The sequence below is a fragment of the Sulfitobacter sp. 15WGC genome (assembly GCF_005068605.1).
Classification (GTDB): Bacteria; Pseudomonadota; Alphaproteobacteria; order Rhodobacterales; family Rhodobacteraceae; genus Sulfitobacter; species Sulfitobacter faviae.
This window is the reverse complement of record NZ_SZNL01000011.1, coordinates 1-17,891: the sequence shown is the minus strand read 5'-3', so window position 1 is coordinate 17,891 and position 17,891 is coordinate 1. Positions and strand designations below refer to the sequence as shown.

At 61.8% G+C, this 17,891-nt stretch carries 15 protein-coding genes; 9 read left to right on the top strand and 6 right to left on the bottom strand.

Features of this window, described 5'->3' with window-relative positions; genetic code table 11:
- Positions 1 to 14: 14 nt before the first annotated feature.
- From FCK22_RS10995 to FCK22_RS10980, 4 genes are all read right to left on the bottom strand, one after another.
- Positions 15 to 866 carry an ABC transporter permease gene (locus FCK22_RS10995; RefSeq protein ID WP_067261320.1) on the bottom strand — a complete coding sequence of 284 codons (852 nt, stop codon included), beginning with the start codon at positions 864 to 866 and terminating at the stop codon, positions 15 to 17.
- 4 nt (positions 867 to 870) lie between these two features.
- Positions 871 to 1,728 carry an ABC transporter permease gene (locus tag FCK22_RS10990; RefSeq protein WP_067261318.1) on the bottom strand — a complete coding sequence of 286 codons (858 nt, stop codon included), beginning with the start codon at positions 1,726 to 1,728 and terminating at the stop codon, positions 871 to 873.
- Entirely contained in the window at positions 1,728 to 2,813 is a 1,086-nt protein-coding gene (locus tag FCK22_RS10985; protein WP_067261317.1) for an ABC transporter ATP-binding protein, read from the bottom strand. The genes FCK22_RS10990 and FCK22_RS10985 overlap by 1 nt, the downstream gene beginning before the upstream one ends.
- A gap of 61 nt (positions 2,814 to 2,874) precedes the next feature.
- Entirely contained in the window at positions 2,875 to 3,936 is a 1,062-nt protein-coding gene (locus FCK22_RS10980) for an extracellular solute-binding protein (protein ID WP_136720422.1), read from the bottom strand.
- A gap of 438 nt (positions 3,937 to 4,374) precedes the next feature.
- Here FCK22_RS10980 and FCK22_RS10975 point away from each other — a divergent pair, with 438 nt between their 5' ends.
- On the top strand, positions 4,375 to 6,354 hold the full coding sequence (locus FCK22_RS10975; RefSeq protein ID WP_067261315.1) for a TonB-dependent receptor: 1,980 nt from the start codon (positions 4,375 to 4,377) through the stop codon (positions 6,352 to 6,354).
- 84 nt (positions 6,355 to 6,438) lie between these two features.
- Here the strand turns inward: FCK22_RS10975 and FCK22_RS10970 are convergent, their stop codons facing one another.
- Entirely contained in the window at positions 6,439 to 6,726 is a 288-nt protein-coding gene (locus FCK22_RS10970) for a DUF2218 domain-containing protein (RefSeq protein ID WP_067261313.1), read from the bottom strand.
- 104 nt (positions 6,727 to 6,830) lie between these two features.
- Between FCK22_RS10970 and FCK22_RS10965 the strand changes: the two genes are divergently transcribed.
- The 4 genes from FCK22_RS10965 to FCK22_RS10950 are packed head-to-tail and all read left to right on the top strand — an operon-like array spanning position 6,831 to position 10,356.
- The gene (locus tag FCK22_RS10965) at positions 6,831 to 7,721 is read left to right on the top strand and encodes a siderophore ABC transporter substrate-binding protein (protein WP_067261312.1); all 891 of its coding nucleotides are present in this window, start codon (positions 6,831 to 6,833) and stop codon (positions 7,719 to 7,721) included.
- Positions 7,722 to 7,725: 4 nt separating this feature from the next.
- Positions 7,726 to 8,673, top strand: a complete 948-nt coding sequence (locus FCK22_RS10960; RefSeq protein WP_067261310.1) for an iron chelate uptake ABC transporter family permease subunit — start codon at positions 7,726 to 7,728, stop codon at positions 8,671 to 8,673.
- The gene (locus tag FCK22_RS10955; RefSeq protein ID WP_067261309.1) at positions 8,663 to 9,607 is read left to right on the top strand and encodes an iron chelate uptake ABC transporter family permease subunit; all 945 of its coding nucleotides are present in this window, start codon (positions 8,663 to 8,665) and stop codon (positions 9,605 to 9,607) included. The genes FCK22_RS10960 and FCK22_RS10955 overlap by 11 nt, the downstream gene beginning before the upstream one ends.
- Positions 9,604 to 10,356: an ATP-binding cassette domain-containing protein gene (locus FCK22_RS10950; protein WP_067261307.1), complete on the top strand. Its 753-nt coding sequence runs from the start codon at positions 9,604 to 9,606 to the stop codon at positions 10,354 to 10,356. The genes FCK22_RS10955 and FCK22_RS10950 overlap by 4 nt, the downstream gene beginning before the upstream one ends.
- Positions 10,357 to 10,417: 61 nt before the next feature.
- Here the strand turns inward: FCK22_RS10950 and FCK22_RS10945 are convergent, their stop codons facing one another.
- The gene (locus FCK22_RS10945) at positions 10,418 to 12,316 is read right to left on the bottom strand and encodes an efflux RND transporter permease subunit (protein WP_282705405.1); all 1,899 of its coding nucleotides are present in this window, start codon (positions 12,314 to 12,316) and stop codon (positions 10,418 to 10,420) included.
- 458 nt (positions 12,317 to 12,774) lie between these two features.
- Between FCK22_RS10945 and hemN the strand changes: the two genes are divergently transcribed.
- The 4 genes from hemN (at position 12,775) to FCK22_RS10925 (ending at position 17,787) form a co-directional block, all read left to right on the top strand.
- Complete coding sequence (hemN, locus tag FCK22_RS10940) at positions 12,775 to 14,130, top strand: oxygen-independent coproporphyrinogen III oxidase (protein ID WP_067263898.1); 1,356 nt, start codon at positions 12,775 to 12,777, stop codon at positions 14,128 to 14,130.
- 159 nt (positions 14,131 to 14,289) lie between these two features.
- Positions 14,290 to 14,634: a DUF3140 domain-containing protein gene (locus FCK22_RS10935; protein ID WP_067263901.1), complete on the top strand. Its 345-nt coding sequence runs from the start codon at positions 14,290 to 14,292 to the stop codon at positions 14,632 to 14,634.
- A 365-nt stretch (positions 14,635 to 14,999) separates the two neighbouring features.
- Entirely contained in the window at positions 15,000 to 15,953 is a 954-nt protein-coding gene (locus tag FCK22_RS10930) for a TAXI family TRAP transporter solute-binding subunit (RefSeq protein ID WP_067263903.1), read from the top strand.
- A gap of 61 nt (positions 15,954 to 16,014) precedes the next feature.
- On the top strand, positions 16,015 to 17,787 hold the full coding sequence (locus FCK22_RS10925; protein WP_136720420.1) for a TRAP transporter fused permease subunit: 1,773 nt from the start codon (positions 16,015 to 16,017) through the stop codon (positions 17,785 to 17,787).
- Positions 17,788 to 17,891 lie beyond the last annotated feature (104 nt).

Below are 17,891 nucleotides of genomic sequence, written 5' to 3'. Positions count from 1 at the left end.
CCTGCCGAGGGGGATTAGCCCTTTTTCTGGAACAGGATCACCAGCAGCGCCAAAAGCGACGAGCCCAGCATCAAGAGCAGCGACACGGCGTTCAGCAGCGGGGTCGACCCCTCTTTCAGCCGGTCGAACATGGCGATGGTCAGCGGCGCGTCGGAGCCCACGAGCATCAGCGTGGTGTTGAAGTTCTCAAAGCTCATCAAAAACGCCACCACCACGGCACCGACCATCGCAGGCGCAAGGAACGGCAGCGTGATCGTGCGCACCGCTGTCAGACGGTCCGCGCCAAGGTTCAGCGCCGCCTCTTCCAAGGTCCGGTCGAATTTCTGCAACCGGGCCGAGATCACCAGCGTGGCGATGGTGGTGATAAAGCTGAACTGCCCGAGGATCACCAAAAGCAGACCGGGGCGCAACGCCTGTATGTCGATCTGCGCCAAGTCCCAAACACCATTGGCCAGCGTCGAAGAGAACACCAGCACCGAGATGCCCAAGACGATGCCGGGGATCACCAGCGGCAGCAGCATCAGCACATAGAGGAACCCCTTGCCACGGAACTCATAACGGTTGAACAAAAAGGCGTTGGTCGTGCCCACGCAGACGGAAAGCACCGCCACGCAAAGCGCCACAAAGGCCGAGGTGCCGACCGCGCGCAGAATGCCGCGTTCGTGAAAGACGCCGATCTGCGGACGCTCCTCGCCAAAGAACCAATTCCATGTGAACCCCTCCCACGGAAGAGAGGGGAACTGGCTGTCGTTGAAGGCAAAGACCGCCACCACGGTCAGCGGCAGGGCCAGATAGAGAAAGAACAGCGCCACATAGCCACCATAGACAATGCGAAAGCTGCGCGATTGCGGGATTGTCGGGATCATTGGATCACCCCATCGTTTCCTTGAGGGTCCGGCCCGTCAGCCAGAGCATCCCCCAGACGATCACCGAAGACAGCACCAAAAGCATAAAGCCAAAGGCGGCGCCCAGCTCCCAATTGGAGCGCACGATGAACTGGTTATAGATCATTTCGGTGAACCACAGACTGTCCTTGCCGCCCAGCATCGTCGGCGTCAGGTAGTTGCCCAAGCTCAGCATGAAGACCACGATACAGCCCGACACGATGCCGGGCATCGCATGGGGGATGATGATCTCACGCAAGACGGAAAGCCCGCTGCCGCCCAGATCATAGCCCGCCTCGATCACGCTGTCGTCGAGGCTTTCCAGCGTGGTGACAAGCGGCACCACCATGAAGAGCATAGAGGTATAGACCAGCCCCACCATCATCGTGGCATCCGTATAAAGCAACTCGACCGGACGGTCCGCCAGCCCCACCCATTGCAACAGGTTCGAGACGAGACCCGTCTCGCGCAGCAGGATCATCCAGCCAAAGGTGCGCACCAGTTCGGAGACGTAAAACGGGATCAGGCAGAGCAGGAACAACACCTGCTGCAAGCGCCCCTTCGCCATTTTGGCGATGTAATAGGCCACCGGAAAGGCGATCAGCAGCGTCAGCGCGGTGGCCAGCACGGACATCACCGCCGTGCGCCAGAAGGTGCGCAAGTAAAGTGGCTCGGTCAGCGCCTTTTCATATTGCACCAGACTGGTTTCATAGACGCCGAAACTGATCCGCTCGCGCAGCGAAATCAGCAGCATGTCGATATGCGGGATGATGATCAAAAGCCCCAGCCACAGCACCAAGGGCGTCAGCAGCAAGTAGAATGTCAGTCGAGATTGGCTGCGCATCACGCGACCCCAAAGCAGGTCGCCTGCCCCGCGCCCCAGCCGATATGGACCACGTCGCCGCGTTTCAGGCTTGAGAACTCTCCCGATTGCGGCAGCGTGACTTCGAGCGTCTCACCCACATCATCCTGCACCAAGACGCGGGAAGCCGCGCCATTGAACAACAGGCTGGTGACGGTGCCCTTTAGCTGATTGTCGAACCCCGACAGCGCATCGGCACTGGCAGCCAGCCGAATGGATTCGGGCCGCACGAAAATCTCGGCCTTTGCCCCTTGGACAAGGCCCGCGCCGGTGGCGCGCATGGCAAGCCCGCTGTCGGTGCGCAATTGCAGGGCGTCGCCCTCCACCCGTTCGATCCGGCCTTTCCAGCGGTTCGACTCTCCGATGAAACCGGCGACGAAGGGCGTTTCGGGGCGGTAGTAGAGATCTTGCCCCCGGCCCACCTGCTCGAACTGGCCATTGCTCATCACCGCGATCTGGTCAGACATCACGAGCGCTTCGGATTGGTCGTGGGTGATATAGACGAATGTCGTATCAAAGGCGGCTTGCAGGGCCTTTAGCTCAACCTTCATATGCTCGCGCAGCTTGAGGTCCAGCGCCCCCAGCGGCTCATCCAGTAGCAGCACGTCAGGCTCCAGCACCATGCAGCGCGCGATGGCGACCCGTTGCTTCTGCCCGCCCGAAAGCTCATCCGCCTTGCGCGCGCCGATGCCCGGCAGGCCGATCCGGTCTAGCGCCTCATCGACTTTGCGCGCAATCTCGGCCTTGGGCATGCCGCGACGGCGCAGCCCGTAGCCGATGTTTTCGGCAATCGTCATCATCGGGAAAAGCGCCAGATGTTGGAACACCATGTTCACCGGGCGCTTGTTCGGCGGCGTATCGAGCACTGAGCCGCCCTTGATCCGAATGTCACCAGAGGTGGGGTCGAGAAACCCCGCGATCATCCGCATGATTGTTGTTTTGCCGCAGCCCGAAGGCCCGAGGATGGAGAAGAAACTGCCGGGCGGCACCGTGAAGGAGACGTTGTTAACAGCGGTGGTATCGCCGAACCGCTTAACGAGGTCGACGCATTCCAGATCTGGGGTCATGTGAATTCCGTATAAAGATGCGACACCCCCAATATGAGGGTGCCGCTCGTAGGGTCAGTTATCAGTTGGCAGCTTGGACGCGGTCCAGCACTTCGCCTTCGATGGTTTCCAGACCGGCGGGCACCGGCGGATACCATTTGATATTGTCGACGGCTTCTTGCGGGAAGCTGTTCTGATACTTGGCTTTCAGGCTGTCTTCGGCAAACTCATCCGCGCCTGCGGAGGCGGTGAAGTTACCCGCCGCTGCGGTGATCATCGCCGCGATTTCCGGCTGCATGACGAAGTTGATCCATTCATAGGCCACATCGTCGGCCTGCCCTTTGGCGGGCAGAACGAAGGTGTCGATCCAGCCCAGCGCACCCGAGGCCGGGGCCACGAAGGTAATGTCGGCGTTGTCGTCGTTCAGCTTCCAGCCGCCGGTATCCCATGCCATGGAGGCGGTCACCTCGCCCGAGCGCAGCAGGTTCATCAGCTCATCGCCGCCACCCCAGTAGGTTTTGACGTTCTCTTTGCATTCGATCAGCTTCTCTTCGACCTTGCCCATGATCTCAGCATATTTCGCTTCGTCGTCATAGGCGGCAAAGGGGTCTTCACCCATGGCGAAGGCGAAACCGATGAGCGTCGGGCGCTTCAGGCGGTAGGACACTTTGCCTGCCACTTCGGGCGCGCAGAGGTCGGTGTAATCCTTGACGGTGTCACCCGCTTCGGCGGTGTTCATCACCAGACCGGAGGTGCCCCAGACATGCGGCACGCCATAGACATCGCCGTTCACGGTGGTGTTGGCCATGGTCGCGTCGAGCATGGAGGGGATGAAAAGCTCTTTGTTCAGCTTGGAGACATCGATCGGCTTGTAGATGCCGAATTCCATCTGCGGCCCCATGATGCGGTCTTGCGAAGGCTGGGCGAGGTCGAAACCACCGCCGCCCGTGGCGCGCAGCTTGGCGATCATCTCTTCGTTGTTGGATTTCGTGACTTCGACGGTATGGCCGGTCTCTTCTTCGAATTTCGCGACCACGTCCTCAGGTGCGTAGCCGCCCCATGTCAAAAGGCGCAGCGTGTCGGCTTGGGCCACGGAGGCGAGCCCCGCCAGCATGGTGCCAGCCAGCAGAATGGTTCTTGTCATGGGAAATCCTCTTTCTAGTGTACTCATTGTCGGCAGAATGCGCGCGTTAGACCAGTTGGTCAATTTATACTTCGGCGCATCGCGGCTCCTTGTGGCCTGAGAGTGCAAAAGATTTGTGACAATGGCGGAAAATGCCGTTTGTTTTGGCAGGGTTGCTATCGGCGGAAGCGGTCATGGGCCGGACGGCTGACGAGGCCGCCTGCGCTTTCGGGGGCAAAGGGAATTGCACCTCTTCGCGGTCCGAGCCGCCCCTTCTAACAAGGTGATCCACGGCCCCGCACCCGTGCTGCCACCCACTTCCTTTACCCAAAAGACACAGGCAGCCCCCCGCCAAAATCATGCCTCTTGAGATTCCTGACAGTTTCTATAAGGAATCGCCGCAACGCCGTCCGGGGGGTGCTTTTCCGGGTCCGGGCCGTTTGAGTAAGGGGAAATTTGATGAAGCCGACACATGCATTTGCTTGCCTTGCCGCGGGGATGATTCCCGCCGCGGGCCAAGCGCAGAGCACTAACGACGAAGCCTTTCTGGGGACCATCGTTCTTGAGATGCCAGCCGTTCCGGGGATGGAAGACGATGACATCTCCATCTCCAGCGAAGGGCTGGCGCTGAGCAATCCTGCGGACCTGTCCGAACTTTTCGTAGCCGAGCCGACCATCGCGGTGGGCAGTTCGATCCCGATGTCGCAAAAGGTCTATGTCAACGGGATCGAGGAGAACAACCTCGCCATTTCCATCGACGGCGCGCGGCAGAACAACAAGGTGTTCCACCACAACACCACCACGCTGATCGACCCCGCCCTGCTGAAAGCCGCCCGCGTCGACCCCGGCGTGGCCCCCGCCGATGCGGGCCCCGGCGCCTTGGGCGGCGCGCTGGCCTATGAGACCAAGGATGCGAGCGATCTGCTGGCCCCGGACGAGAGTTTTGGCGGGCGCTACAAGCTGGAATACGACAGCAACGGCGACATCTTCTCGAACAGCCTGTCGGTCTATGGCCGCGAAGGCGGGTTTGAATACCTCGGCTTTGCAAAGGTCGCCGAAGGCGGGCTGCGCGAAGATGGCAATGGCGACGAGATCATCGGTTCGGGCACTGACCTGCTTAGCGGGCTGGGCAAACTGGCCTATGAAGCGCAGAGCGGCGACCGGGTCGAGCTGTCGTACGAACGGGTGGTCGACGATGAAATCCGCCCCTACCGGGCGAACCTCGGTGCCATCATCGGGGGCCGCCCGCTTCCTGCGGACCGCCCCTATGATCTGGAGCGCACCAATATCGTCCTGAGCTACAGTGACACCACGCCCACAGCGATGTGGAACCCCACCGCACGGCTGGCCTATAGCGGGACCAAACTGGTTAACGACGAGTCGGCGCTGTCGACCAATTCGATCACCAGCGGTGAGACCGTGAGCCTGAGCGGCGAATTCTCAAACCGTTTCGCACTGAGTTGGGGTGAGTTGAACGCAGGTCTCGACTTTTACTCCGATGAGGCCGATCTGGACTATCGCGACCTCTCCTCCGGCGCGCGTGAAGCGGCCACGGAGAAACTCAGCAACATCGGTCTTTTCGCCCAAGCGCGGATAGAGCCCACGCCCAATGCGCGTCTGTCCTTCGGCGCGCGGGCCGATTTTCAGGATTTCGAGGGCACCGATGGCTCCTCGCAGTCTGAATCGGGCCTCTCGGGCAATATCTCGGGCGAATATGACCTCTCGGACGATCTGACGATCAGCGCGGGCTATTCCCACGTCTGGGGCGGTCTGGAACTGGCCGAGAACTATATCCTCAACCCCGCATGGAACTATGGTTCCGGCATCGAAGAAGTCACCGCCGATAACCTCTACCTTGCCGCGAATTACACCATGGGCGCATGGGTCGTCGACGGTAAGCTTTTCGCCACCAACATCGACAACGCCCGCGCTGCCAGCTATCGCGGTGGCCCGGCCTTCACGGCGGATGTGCAATCGCGCGGCTTTGAACTGGGTCTTGGCACCGCATGGGAAGACGGTTTCTTCCGCGCCGGTTTTGCCCGCATCGACACCGAGATTGATGGCCGCGCGGCCGACTCCTACTATGGCAACTACCTGACCATGCCGATGGGGGATTTCCTGACCTTCCAAGTGGCGCATCGTTTGAACAACGGGGTTCTCTTGGGTGGCGATGTGCAGGTGGCCTTCGACTTTGACGATACTTATGACGCCGCCACAGGCGGCAGCGGGCCGGAGTTGGACGGCTACACGATCGCCAATGTCTTTGCCGAATACACGCCCAAGCGGATGGACAACCTGACCCTGCGCGCCGAGGTAAACAACCTCTTTGATGAGCAATACAGCAGCCGCGCCACCTATGGCCAAGAGTTCGTGGGCGAAGTGGAGCCGCTGACCGAACCCGGCCGCTCCATCCGCCTCAGCGCCGAGATCATCTTCTGATCAGAGGCTAGGCTTGGTCGAGCCCCGGTTCGGCCTTTTACCCGGCGCCCATTGCGGCGCCGGGATTTTCTGTGAAGGGGCGGCCTATTCGACCGTCCAAACCATGTTCTTTTCTGTTTCCCGGAAGGCAAAAGTTTCAAGATGCCGGTCAATGACACTATGCAGCGCAGGCACCATCTCGGGATCGTCGAGCGTCGCCGTGACGGTGAGGCCCTTGCTGTCCGCCGTCATATAGGCCGTGCCCATCTCGAAAGCGGCCCAGCCCTTTTCGCTGTCGTAAGATGTCTCGATCTTATGGCCGAAATGCTTGCACAGCTGCTGCAAGTATTTCGAGCCGTTCTCGGTTTGGTAAAATCCTGTGGTCGTCGGCATGGCGCTCTCTCCGGATGCATTTTCTGCCTTAGTCCTAAGCCGGGCCATGGAAATGGTAAACACCGGCCCGGCTTCCCCTCCCCCCTGATGAAAGAGTTACCGCTATGATCAAACCCCTTGCCCTTTTGGCCCTGCTTTTCGCCACGCCCACGCTGGCCGAGACCGTGACGGTCGACACCGCCCGCGGCCCTGCCGAAGCGCCGCTCACCCCCGCCACGGTGGCGGTCTACGATCTGGCGGCCTTCGACAGCCTCACCGCGCTCGGCGTCACACCGCAGGGCTTGGTGCGCCCGGTCTATCTGCCCTACCTCGAAGAGACGGCAGAGGGGACCGAGGTCATCGGCTCCCTTTTCGAGCCGGATTACGAGGCGCTTTTTGCCCTGAACCCCGACCTGATCATCGCCGGGGGGCGCAGCACCGAACAGGTGCCGGAACTGGCGCGGATCGCGCCCACCTTGGACATGACCATTTGGCAAGACACCATCGGCGAAGGGCTGGCCCGGCTGGAGGCATACGGCAAGGTTTTCGACAAAGAGGAAGAGGCCGCAGCCCTGACGGCGGCTTTTGAGGATAAGCTCGCCCAGACCAAAGAGGCGCTGGCGGGCAAGGGCCGCGCGCTTATCGTGATGACCAATGGGCCGAAGATCAGCGCCTATGGCATCGGCGGGCGGTTTGGCTGGCTGCATGAGGCGCTTGGCCTGCCCGAAGCGGTGCAGGATGTCGAGATGGCCAACCACGGTGAGGCGATCAGCTTTGAATTCATTCGCGAGGCCAACCCCGACATCCTGCTGGTGATCGACCGGATGGCGGCCATCGGTCAGGAAAGCGAAGGCGCGCGTGCGACGCTCGACAACGCATTGGTGCATGAGACGACCGCATGGAAAACCGGCCAAGTCGTGCACCTAAGCGCCGCGCCCATCTACATCGCAGGCGGCGGCATCCAGTCGATGACCCGCACGCTGGATGAGATCAACGCCGCCCTGACGGAGCAGTAAGCCTGTGGCGTTTGCCCTTGCCTGTCTCCTCGTGATCCTGTCTGTCGCCTCGCTTTTCGTCGGGGTGATCGACCTGTCTTGGGCGGCGCTTTGGTCTGATCCGGCGGCCTTGGAGCTGCTGGTGGTCAGCCGCGCGCCGCGCACCATCGCCGTGGTGATCTCGGGCGGGGCTTTGGCGGTGAGTGGGGCCATCATGCAGATGCTGGTGCGCAACCGTTTCGTCGAACCGATGACCGCGGGCACGGGCCAAGGCGCAGCGCTTGGCATTCTTTTGGTCACCCTCTTCGCGCCGGGGGCCTCTATCTTCGTCAAGATGGTCCTCGCCTCCCTCACCGCCCTTGCGGCGGGCGCGGGGTTTCTGGCCATCGTGCAGCGCCTGCCCCCAACCCAGCCCCTGCTGGTGGCGCTGGTGGGGCTGATCTACGGCGGCATCCTTGGGGCGGCGGTCACCTTCATCGCCTATCAGGCGGACCTGCTGCAATATGTCGAGATCTGGATGAACGGTGAGTTCTCCGGCGTGTTGCAGGGCCGGTATGAGTTGCTTTGGCTGGTGGCGCTGGTGGCGGCGCTGACCTATCTCGCCGCCGATCAATTCGCGATCATCGGCATGGGCCGCACGGCCAGCATCAACCTTGGCCTGAACTATGGGCAGACGATGGTGCTGGGGCTGCTGGCAATTTCCATCGTTACCGCCCTGACCGTGGTGACAGTGGGGCTGATCCCCTTTGTCGGGCTGGTCGTGCCCAATATCGTGGCCCGGCTGGCAGGCGACAATCTGAGGCGGAGCCTGCCGCTCACCGGGATGACCGGCGCGGGACTTGTGCTGCTGTGCGACATTCTCGGGCGGCTGATCCGCTATCCTTATGAGATCCCCGTGGGCACGGTATTCGGCGTGGTGGGTGCGCTGCTGTTCCTGTGGTTGCTGCATGGGCCGAAACGCCATGTATCCTAAGCGTCTTTGGTGGCTTCTGGCGCTGCTGGGCCTTTGCATCGCGCTCTACCTCGGGCTGGGGGCGCGGGGGAACTGGGGCTTTGTCCTATCGTTTCGCGCCAATAAATTGATCGCCCTGCTGCTGGTCGCCGTCTCGATCTCGACCGCCACGGTGCTGTTCCAGACCATCACCCGCAATCACATTCTGACGCCTTCGGTCATGGGGTTCGATGCGCTCTATCTGCTGACCCTGACGGTGCTGATCTTCGTGCTCGGCGGCCAGACCTTTACCCAACTGCCCGAGATCGCGCAGTTCCTCGTGAACAGCCTCCTGCTGATGGGGGCCGCCTTAGCGCTTTTCGGCACGCTCTTGCGCCGCGGCGGACATGATCTGTTTCGCATGATCCTGACGGGCATTATCTTTGCCGGGCTGTTCCGGTCGGTCTCAAGCTTTCTGCAACGGGTCATCGACCCCAATGAATTCATGGTCGTACAGGCCAATGCCTTTGCCCGTTTTGGCCGGGTCGACACGCCCCTTCTCACCCTCGCCACCCTCTTGACCGGCGGCGCGCTGGTCGCCGCTTGGCGGATGCGCCAGCGGCTTGATGTGCTGTCGCTGGGCGATGAAAGCGCCGTCAACCTCGGCGAAGACCCGGAGCGCGGCATGTTCCAAGTGCTGGTGCTCGTGTCGATCCTCGTCTCAGTCTCGACCGCGCTGGTGGGGCCGATGGCCTTTCTCGGCCTCTTGGTGGTCAGCGTGGCGCGACAGATCACCCCGGTGATGTTTCATAGCGTCATGCTACCCTCGGCGGGACTGGTCTCGGCCATCACGCTGGTCGGCGGGCAGATGGTGCAGGAGCGCGCCCTGCGCTCCTCGACCCCGCTTGTCGTCATCGTCGATGTGCTTGGCGGCCTTGTCTTTCTAATCCTGCTGCTGCGGAGGAAACCCAGATGATCATCATCCGTGACCTGAACCACGACCGGGACGGCAAGCCGACCCTGCGCGAGATCGATCTGACCTTGCAGAGCGGCGGGATCACGGCGCTGATCGGCCCCAACGGGGCGGGGAAATCGACGCTTTTGTCACTAATCGCCCGGCTGATCCCGCTTCAGCACGGGCAGATCATGGTCGATGACCTGCAAATCGGCGCCTGCGCGAACGACGCATTGGCCCGACGCTTGGCCATTCTGCCCCAAACCAGCGATGCGGCCCCCCTGCTGACGGTTCGCGAGTTGGTGAGCTTTGGCCGCTACCCCTACCACAAGGGCCGCCCGAGCGCGGAAGACCGCGAAAAGGTAGAGGCGGCACTGGCGGCTTTCGACCTTGCCCCCCTCGCCGAGCGCCGCCTCGATACGCTGTCAGGCGGTCAACGCCAGCGCGCGCAGGTGGCCATGACCTTTGCGCAGGAGACCGATTATATCCTGCTCGACGAGCCGCTGAACAACCTCGACATCGCGGCCTCGCGCGGCTTGATGCACACATTACAAGACCTCGCCCGCACCCATGGCAGGACCATCGTGATCGTGCTGCACGATATCAATTACGCCGCCGCCTATGCCGATCAGATCGTGGCGATGAAGGACGGACGGATCACGCATCACGGCGCAGCGCGCGAGGTCGTGACGGATGCGATGCTTTCGGAGGTTTATGGGACTTCGGCGCGGGTGCATCGAATTGGGGAGAAGGTTGTGGTGGCTGTTTGAGGGGGGGGTGTTTGAGAGGGGGGCTGTTCAGGGGGCGATTGGCCGGGGGTTCCCCTCCCCCCTACTGCCCCTCCACTTCCGCTTTCAGCCGCTGCGCTGCCCCGCCGGGGGCAGCCCCCCACACTGCGATCCAGAGATAGAAGATGGGTGTCAGGAACAGCGTAAGAACCGTGACAAAGCCTAGGCCGCCGACGATCACCCAACCGACGGCAATGCGGGCCTGGGTCCCTGCGCCCGAGGTCAGGATCAATGGCAGGCCGACAAAGACGGTGGAGACCATCGTCATCATCACAGGCCGAATGCGCAGGCGCAGCGCGCTTCGGATGGCGCTGTCGATATTACCCCCTGCTTCGCGCAGTTGGTTGGCGAATTCGACGATCAGGATGCCGTTCTTGGCCATTACCCCGATCAGCATCACACGGCCGATCTGGCTGAAGTAGTTCAGCGAGCCATCCGTGATGGAGATCGCCAGCAAAGCAGCGGCAAGGCCAAAGGGCACTGTCATTATGATAATGACCCCGCTGGCGAAGCTTTCGAACTGGGCCGCGAGCACCAGCAGAACCACGATCAGCGCGACGCCGAAGACCATGTAGATCCCGCCTTGGCTATCACTCAGCGTCGCTGCCTCTCCGGCAAAGGTGATCCCCAGCCCCTCGGGCAGCACTTCTTTCGACAGGGCCAGCACCCGGTCCATCGCCGTGGAGAGGTCAACACCTTCACCTAGGTTCGCCTGCAAGGAGACGGTCAAGGCACCGCCCAAAGGCTTGATCTGCGCCTCGCTCACCACCATGTCGAGCGTGGCGACCGAGGAAAGCGGCACATAGACACCGTTCTCGAGGCGGATGGGCATGGTGGCGATATCCGATGGATCGTCGATCGGTTGCCCACCGGGGACGACATTCACGTCAACCTCGACATCATCGGAAAAGACGCTGACCGCCACATCGCCTTGCACCATGGCACGCACGACCGAAGAGACATCGGAGCCGTCAAGCCCCATATCGCCCGCCGCGCTGTCATCCACCGTCACCTCCAACTGGGCATTGACACTGTTGTTGGACAGTTGCGGGTTCACGAAAGTGTCATCCTGTGCCATCGCCGCCACGAGCCTGCCTGCCGCCTCAGTCACATTGGCAAGGTTCGTCCCGGTCACGGCAAAGCTCAGCCCCCCGCCCGCGCCACGGATGTTGAGACTGTTGGTCGACCGCGCGCTGACCTCCACACCGGGGATCGAGGCCAGCTGACCACTGATCTGGCCAATCAACTCTTGCTGGGTAAAGTCACGCTCGGCCCAATCCGGCAGGCGCACGACAATAAAGGCGCTGGTGCCGCCGCCGCCGCCGCCGCCGATGATGCTTTGCACCGTCTCGATCTGCCCTCTCTCGCGACGGGGAGCGAGGATATCTTCGACAAGCGCGACCTGCGTATCGAGGTAATCGGTGGTCGTGTCAGAGGCGCCGCGCGCCTGCACGAGGAAGAAGCGCCGGCCCTCTACCGGCGTGACGGCGGACGGCAGGGTCATCGCGGCCCCCATCGCGATCATGGCAAAGCCGATCGCGACCGATAGAACCAGCAGCGGCGTGCGGATGGCCAAATCCATCACCCGGTCAAAGCCGCGCACCAAGACGCCCGGTGCGGCACCGTCGGCGCTGGTCAGCGTCTTGCCGGGGTCGAGCAGAGCGAAAAGCACAGGCGCAAGCGTGAGCTCGGTGATCGATGACAGGGTGACAGCAAAGGCCAGCACGAAGCCGAATTCGGAAAAGACGCCCCCCGCCTGCCCCGGCAGGAAGGAGATCGGGATGATAACGGCGGCGAGCGTCGCGGTGGTGGAGATCACGGCGAAGAACACCTCAATCGTGCCCGAGGCCGCAGCGGCGAAGCCCCCCATGCCGGACTTGCGCTTGCGCATGATATTCTCATCCACCACGATGGCATCGTCCACGACCATCCCCGTCGCCAGAACCAGCGCTTCCGCCCCAAAGGCGCGTCACCTCAGCGGGCAAGCCGAATGCGACGCTATAGGCGCCAGCGATGATAAACAGGGAGAAAACGGCGTCGGATAATTCTCTCAATTTCTTCTTTGCTCCTAAACAGCGCGGCAAATGGGCTTCATGCGTCTGCCAACTGCGCGTTTTGCAAAGGCGCCTCCCCAAGCGGGCGGTACGTTGTACTCCGGTCAGTTTGGAATTGTGCGAGTTTTGGCGGTGTAGAGGGACCCTGTCATGCTGGTGCTCCTCCTGATACGGAGGGGAAAGAACATTCCGTCGCTCAAAGATGAGATTTTATTCGCGGGAGAATGCGTCGGCGGACAAACCCATAAAGGCCGCAGCGCGTCGCCCTCGCGGGACCGCCCTGATATTTGCAGTCGATTTGATCCAGCGCAAAGACCACGCTACCCCGCCCCTCTAAACCAGTGCCATGGAACAGATACAGATGCTCGAGGCTCTCGGCCTCTTCGACGCGCGCGTGCCGCGCTACACCTCCTATCCCACCGCGGCGGCTTTCACCCCCGCGGTCGGCGCCGCGTTTCAGGGCTCAGCGCTTGACGCGTTGGACCCCGGCGCGCCGGTCTCGGTCTATGTTCACATCCCCTTTTGCGAGCGGCTGTGCTATTTCTGCGCCTGCCACACGCAGGGCACCAAGACGCTCAGCCCTGTCGAGCGCTATATCGAAGCTCTTGAGGCCGAGCTTGAGCTTCTGCGCGCTGCGATGCCTGCGGGCATGCGGATGGGGCGGATGCATTGGGGTGGCGGGACACCGACCATCCTACCGCCCGCCCTCATCGACCGCCTGAACCGCGCCCTTCATCAGCGCTTCACCCCGACCGAGGATTTCGAGTTCTCCGTCGAGATCGACCCCACCCAGATCGACCCCGCCAAAATCGCGGCCCTGCGCGCTGCGGGCCTCACACGGGCCTCTATCGGCATTCAGGATTTCGACCCTGAGGTGCAGCAGGCCATCGGGCGCCTTCAGTCCTTCGAGGTCACGCGCCGCTGTGTCGATCAGTTGCGCGCCGAGGGGGTCACCTCGCTAAATACCGACTTGGTTTACGGCCTGCCTCATCAGACCATGGCGCGGCTGGAGGATACGATCGACAAAACCCTGTCACTTGCGCCGGATCGCGTGGCGCTTTTCGGCTATGCGCATGTGCCCTGGGTCGCGAAACGGCAGAAACTCATCCGCGAGGCGACACTGCCCGACGCGGTCGCACGCTATCACTTCGCCGAGAAGGCCGCGGCACGCTTCGCCGCTTCGGGCATGGAGGCAATCGGCATTGATCATTTCGCCACGCCGCAGGATGGGCTGACCCAAGCAAAAAACAACCGCCGCCTGCGCCGGAATTTCCAAGGCTACACCGATGACAATTGCCAAACCCTGATCGGCCTCGGCGCCTCGTCAATCTCGCGTTTTCCGGGGGGCTACGTACAGAACGCCCCCGCGACGGCGGCCTACACCGCGCGCATCGCGGCTGGCGACCTGCCCGGTACGCGCGGCTACGCCTTGAACGACGCGGACCGCCTGACCGCGCGGGCGATCGAATGTCTGATGTGCGACTTCACCCTTGACCTGAACGCCTTGGCAGAAACCTTCGGCGCGCGGGCCTTCGATCTCGCACCCGATTTAAAGGCCATCGCGACCCGCTACACCCCATTCGTGCGCTTGTCCGGAACGCGCCTCGACATCCTGCCCGAAGGTCGCGCCCTGACCCGCATGATCGCATCACTGCTGGACCGGGAGGTGCCGGCAGGCATGCGCTATTCGCAAGCTTCCTGAGCTATGACCGGCTCGCCCGAGGCGCGGGCCGTTCGGACACTGACAAGCTGACGGCAGACCGATCGGCGCGCGCCTCGCCGACCGTGGCGGACCGCTGTGACCCTTGGGAACAAAGCGCGCGCGGGCCGGTTTCTTCCCAGTATTGGATTGGGAAAGAAAATGTCTTCATCGAAATCGAAGGACGAAATCTGGGGCGAGTGGCGCGATCTGGTCAACATGGCACCGGCGGAGCTTGAGGACTGGCTGGAGACCGAGGACTCCAAGTCCGTGGGCGACAGCGGAACCGGTGAAAGCACCGGGCACAAATCCGGCCGCCGGATCGTCAAGATCAAACGCACCAATAAGGACGACCTGACCGACGATCAGTGGGATCACATGGCGACCGTCGTCGGCTATATCAAACGACATCTCTCCCAAGGCGGGCCGAAGGATGGCGTTGAAGACTCGAAATGGCGCTATTCGCTGATGAATTGGGGCCATGATCCTTTGAAAGGCGATAGCTGACGCACTGCGCCTTGCCCGAGAGATAAGGGGATGGACCTTTGATCGGGCTTCGACATTGGCGAAGGCGCGCAGACAGTTGCGTTTCTTCGCATCTCAAGCGTCGATATCTTTCGCCCTCTATGGCCTGCGATCCGCGCATCGCAGAACTGGTTGCGGGGCGCAGCGAACCTGCCGCATCTACCATCTTCCCATATCTTCGACCTCGCAAGACCGAAGCGGCCCGCCGTATTGGTCCCTAAGAGCCACCCAACAGCGAACCCCATTCTCGACAATGCCGTAGTGTGCTGCCACAAAGTCACCCAAAGGCAGTCCCGCACCTGTTTCGCCGGGAGATCGTTCGCCTTGCGCTTGGAGGAGGAAAAACCATGAATGCGTTGAGACAAACTATTTGCGCGGCATTGGCCCTGGGGCTTGTGGGGGGCGCCGCAAGCGCCGAGACCCGTGTGACCTATAAGTCGGCCAAATCGGGCTCGTCCTACTATCAAATGGGCGTGGAGCTTGCCGAGGCTATGAAAGCGGGCAGCGGCGGAGACATCTCGGTTACCGTGGAAGAGAGCCAAGGATCGGTTCAAAACGTCATGGAAGTCCGCGCGCGCGGGGCCGACTATGTCTTTACCACCCCGCCCTCGCTCGTTGGTCTGGCCCAGAACGGCAAGGCCATGTTTGAAGGCAAGACCGCACCTGCTTTCGATGAGATTCGCGCGCTTTTCCCGATCCCATCGCTGACCATGCATTTCGTGATGTCTCAGGACAGCGGCGCCAACGCGCTCGCGGATCTGGAAGGCAAGAGCATCCTGCTGGGCAAAGGGTCTTTCGGCGCGACCGAAGGTGCGAAGTATCTGGATATGTTCGGGCTGGCAGACAGTGTGGAGATCGCTGATGCGGAATTGAGCAACGCCGTGGCCGCTTTGAAGAACGGGCAGATCGACGGCTTTGTCACCGCGGGTTCATTCCCGGCGCCAAACGTCGTCGAAGCCGCCGCTTCGACCCCCGTGACCGTGGTCCCGTTGTCGGACGAGCAGATCACCCAATCCAAACGGACCCGCATTGTCATTCCGGCGGGCACCTATGCGGGCCAAGAGCAGGATGTGACCACAACGTCCCTGCCCGTCGCCGCTTTCACGACAACCAAGATGGACGATGAAACGGCTTATCAGCTGACCAAGACCTATTGGGAAAACAAGGCCAAGATGGCCGATACATCGCCTTGGTGGGGCAATGTCACGCCTGAGTTGATGGCCAATATCACCACTGAACTGCACCCCGGCGCGCTGCGCTATTACGAAGAAGCCGGGATCGCGACAGAGACCTCGCAATAAAAGGATGCGCGGCGCGGGTATTCCGCGCCGCGCTTGCCCAGCCAAAGCCGGACCCCCATAGATGACAAACCTCCCCGAAAGCCGACTGGCGGCGAGTTTCTGGATCGCGCTGGCCATCGCGCTGGTCAGCTATCACTTGGCTTTGGTGTTTTCGGGTCTGGTGCCGAACCTGATCAGCAGGCCGCTGCATATGGCCTTCATCCTGCCCTTCGCTTTGGTCTTTGACGCGCAGACGCCGCTGCGGCGGATCACTGGCAGCATCTTGGCGGCATTGGGCATCGCCGCAGCGCTTTGGGTGGCCTTCAACAGCGATGCGCTTGGCGATCAATATGGGTTCATCGAAAGCAACTTCCAGCTCGCCGTGGCGGTGACCCTGCTCTTGGTGGTGCTGGAAACGGCGCGGCGCGTGATCGGTTGGCCCTTGCCACTGGTCGCGGCAATCGCCCTGCTCTATGGCCTGTTCGGGCAGCATATTCCTGGCGAGTTCGGCCATTCCGGCACGCCAATAGAAAGCTATTTCGGAACACTGACCATCGCCGAGGGCGGCATCTGGGGAACGCTCACCGGTGTCTCGGTCTCCGTCGTGGCGATCTTTGTCATCTTCGGCGCAGTTCTGAACGCTGGCGAAGCGGGGCAAGGCTTCATGAATGTCGCCGCCGCCGCGGCGGGGCGGCTGAAAGGCGGCGCGGCGAAGGTGTCTGTTTTGTCGTCGGCGCTCTTTGGGTCAATCTCCGGCTCGGCCTCCGCAAATGTCGCTTCCACCGGCGCGATCACCCTGCCCGCAATGACCAAGCTCGGCTATCCCAAACGCCTCGCCGCCGCGGTCGAGGCCGTGGCCTCCTCAGGCGGACAGATCATGCCGCCCCTGATGGGCGCGGGCGCCTTCGTGATGGTCGAGCTGACCGGCGTGCCCTACACCGGCATCATGGCTGCCGCCGCGCTTCCGGCGGTGCTTTACTTCGTGGCGGTCTGGGTTGGCATTAACGCCTACGCGCAGCGCTTCGCCCTCAAAGGTATTGCAGAAGCGGATCGCCCCACATTGCGCGACGTGGTTGTCACATCGCTCTTCTTCCTCGTCCCCTTCTCGGTCCTGCTATGGGGGATGTTCGTCGCGCAGTTCACGCCGGAATATGCGGCGGCTATGGCGATCCTCGCAGCGGCGCTGCTCTTGTTCTTCAACGCGCGGCTCACTTTCGAGCCGCGCCAGATCGCCACGCGAATAGCAAGTGCAGTTCTCAATGCCGCGCGGCAGGTTGCCCTGATCGCCTCTATCATTCTTTGCGCCTCAGTCATCATCGGTGTCCTGTCGATCACCGGGCTCGGCGTGAAAATCACCTCTCTCATTCTGGCGGGGTCCGGGGGGCTTCTTTGGCCGTCCCTGCTGCTCACGGCGCTTGCCTGCCTCATCCTGGGCATGGAAGTGCCCACCACGGCGGCCTATGTGATCTGCGTCTCCGTCGCCGGGCCTGCGCTCATCGAACTGGGTCTTTCGCCGCTTCAAGCGCATCTCTTTGTCTTTTGGTTCGCGCTTCTCTCGACAATCACGCCCCCGGTCTGCGGCGCTGTTTTTATCGCCGCGGGGATGATTGGCGAGAATTGGTTGAAGGTCGCTCTGACAGCGATGGCGCTTGGCATTGGGCTCTACATCATTCCACTGGGTATGGTCGCGAACCCGGATATGCTGAGCCTTTCGGACGCCCCATTGGCAGCACTCTTGGCGGCTGGTCGTGTCGCATTGGGGTTGACCCTGCTATCATACGGTTTGATCGGAGCGCGACGGCCCTTGCCAACGCTCGCGCTTTGCGCAGGTGTGTTGATTGTCACTGAGAACTGACCCGGTATTTTCACCGAGATTTGACCCACCCTCAGTTATGCGTCGTGGTCTATGATGCGGTCAATGTTTTGGCCTCCTTTGCAGTTTTCTTTGCTGCCTCAGAA

Excerpts from the sequence above, each read along its gene's own strand:
- FCK22_RS10995 (WP_067261320.1), bottom strand. The coding sequence starts at position 866 with ATGATCCCGACAATCCCGCAATCGCGCAGCTTTCGCATTGTCTATGGT.
- FCK22_RS10990 (WP_067261318.1), bottom strand. The coding sequence starts at position 1,728 with ATGCGCAGCCAATCTCGACTGACATTCTACTTGCTGCTGACGCCCTTG.
- FCK22_RS10985 (WP_067261317.1), bottom strand. The coding sequence starts at position 2,813 with ATGACCCCAGATCTGGAATGCGTCGACCTCGTTAAGCGGTTCGGCGAT.
- FCK22_RS10980 (WP_136720422.1), bottom strand. The coding sequence starts at position 3,936 with ATGACAAGAACCATTCTGCTGGCTGGCACCATGCTGGCGGGGCTCGCC.
- FCK22_RS10975 (WP_067261315.1), top strand. The coding sequence starts at position 4,375 with ATGAAGCCGACACATGCATTTGCTTGCCTTGCCGCGGGGATGATTCCC.
- FCK22_RS10970 (WP_067261313.1), bottom strand. The coding sequence starts at position 6,726 with ATGCCGACGACCACAGGATTTTACCAAACCGAGAACGGCTCGAAATAC.
- FCK22_RS10965 (WP_067261312.1), top strand. The coding sequence starts at position 6,831 with ATGATCAAACCCCTTGCCCTTTTGGCCCTGCTTTTCGCCACGCCCACG.
- FCK22_RS10955 (WP_067261309.1), top strand. The coding sequence starts at position 8,663 with ATGTATCCTAAGCGTCTTTGGTGGCTTCTGGCGCTGCTGGGCCTTTGC.
- FCK22_RS10950 (WP_067261307.1), top strand. The coding sequence starts at position 9,604 with ATGATCATCATCCGTGACCTGAACCACGACCGGGACGGCAAGCCGACC.
- hemN (WP_067263898.1), top strand. The coding sequence starts at position 12,775 with ATGGAACAGATACAGATGCTCGAGGCTCTCGGCCTCTTCGACGCGCGC.
- FCK22_RS10935 (WP_067263901.1), top strand. The coding sequence starts at position 14,290 with ATGTCTTCATCGAAATCGAAGGACGAAATCTGGGGCGAGTGGCGCGAT.
- FCK22_RS10930 (WP_067263903.1), top strand. The coding sequence starts at position 15,000 with ATGAATGCGTTGAGACAAACTATTTGCGCGGCATTGGCCCTGGGGCTT.
- FCK22_RS10925 (WP_136720420.1), top strand. The coding sequence starts at position 16,015 with ATGACAAACCTCCCCGAAAGCCGACTGGCGGCGAGTTTCTGGATCGCG.